The sequence below is a fragment of the Stutzerimonas marianensis genome, assembly GCF_022810315.1.
Lineage (GTDB): Bacteria > Pseudomonadota > Gammaproteobacteria > Pseudomonadales > Pseudomonadaceae > Stutzerimonas > Stutzerimonas marianensis.
The window spans coordinates 1-1549 of the sequence record NZ_JALGRD010000032.1 but is presented as its reverse complement, the minus strand read 5'-3'; the positions used below and the strand labels follow the sequence as shown (position 1 = coordinate 1549).

Here is a 1549-nt window from a genome sequence, read left to right as displayed (position 1 = left end):
AAAGCGCAACTCAAAACCTACCTGGAAAAGGTCACCCTGCCGTTCGAGATCGTCGCGTCCCTCGGTGACGGCGCCAAGTCTCAGGAAATGCTCGCCCTGCTGGAAGAGATCGCCAGCCTGAGCGACAAGATCACCCTGCGCACCGATGGCAACGACGTTCGCAAGCCATCGTTCGCACTCAACCGCATCGGCGGCAACATCAGCCTGCGCTTCGCCGGCATCCCGATGGGGCACGAATTCACCTCGCTCGTCCTGGCGCTGTTGCAGGTCGGTGGTCATCCGTCCAAGACCGCGCCGGAGATCATCGAGCAGATCAAAAACCTCGACGGCGAGTACCACTTCGAAACCTACTTCTCGCTGTCCTGCCAGAACTGCCCGGACGTGGTCCAGGCGCTGAACCTGATGGCCGTGCTCAACCCGAACATCCGCCACGTCGCCATCGACGGCGCGCTGTTCCAGGAAGAGGTCACGGTGCGCCAGATCATGTCCGTGCCGAGCATCTACCTCAATGGCGAGCTGTTCGGCCAGGGCCGCATGGGTGAGGAAGAGATCCTCGCCAAGCTGGATACCGGCGCCTCGGCACGCGATGCCGAGAAGCTCAGCGCTAAAGAAGCCTTCGACGTGCTGGTGGTGGGCGGTGGCCCGGCCGGCGCCGCCGCGGCCATCTACGCGGCGCGCAAGGGCATCCGTACCGGTGTCGCGGCCGAGCGCTTCGGCGGCCAGGTGCTGGACACCATGGCCATCGAGAACTTCATCTCGGTCAACGAGACCGAAGGCCCGAAACTGGCCCGGGCACTGGAAAACCACGTACGTGAATATGACGTCGACATCATGAACCTGCAGCGCGCCGCCGCGCTGATCCCGGCGTCCAGCGAAGGCGGCCTGCACGAGATCAAGCTGGAGAATGGCGGCTCGCTGAAGGCCAAGACATTGATCCTCGCCACCGGCGCGCGCTGGCGCGAAATGAACGTACCCGGCGAGCAGGAGTACCGCGGCCGTGGCGTTGCCTACTGCCCACACTGCGACGGCCCGCTGTTCAAGGGCAAGCGCGTGGCGGTGATTGGCGGCGGCAACTCCGGCGTCGAAGCGGCGATCGACCTGGCCGGTATCGTCGCCCAGGTGACGCTGCTCGAGTTCGACAGCCAGCTGCGCGCCGACGCCGTGTTGCAGAAGAAGCTCTACAGCCTGCCGAACGTCACCGTGATCACCAGCGCCCTGACCAGCGAAGTGAGCGGCGACGGCCAGAAGGTCACCGGGCTGACCTACAAGGACCGCAACTCCAGCGAATTCCACAGCCTGGAGCTGGAGGGGATCTTCGTGCAGATCGGCCTGCTGCCGAACTCGGATTGGCTCAAGGGCACCGTCGAGCTGACCTCGCGCGGCGAGATCATCGTTGACGCACGCGGCGAGACCTCGCTGCCGGGTATCTTCGCGGCGGGCGACGTGACGACCGTGCCGTACAAGCAGATCGTCATCGCGGTCGGCGAAGGCGCCAAGGCCTCGCTCAGCGCCTTCGATCACCTGATCCGCAGTTCGGTCCAGCACTGAG

The 1549-nt window shown here is 64.8% G+C and carries 1 protein-coding gene; it reads left to right on the top strand.

What is annotated here, in order from left to right; all coding sequences use genetic code 11:
- On the top strand, positions 1 to 1548 hold a 1548-nt coding region (gene ahpF, locus MST27_RS22155; RefSeq protein ID WP_243608006.1), incomplete at its 5' end, for an alkyl hydroperoxide reductase subunit F.
- Between the last annotated feature and the right edge of the window lies 1 nt (position 1549).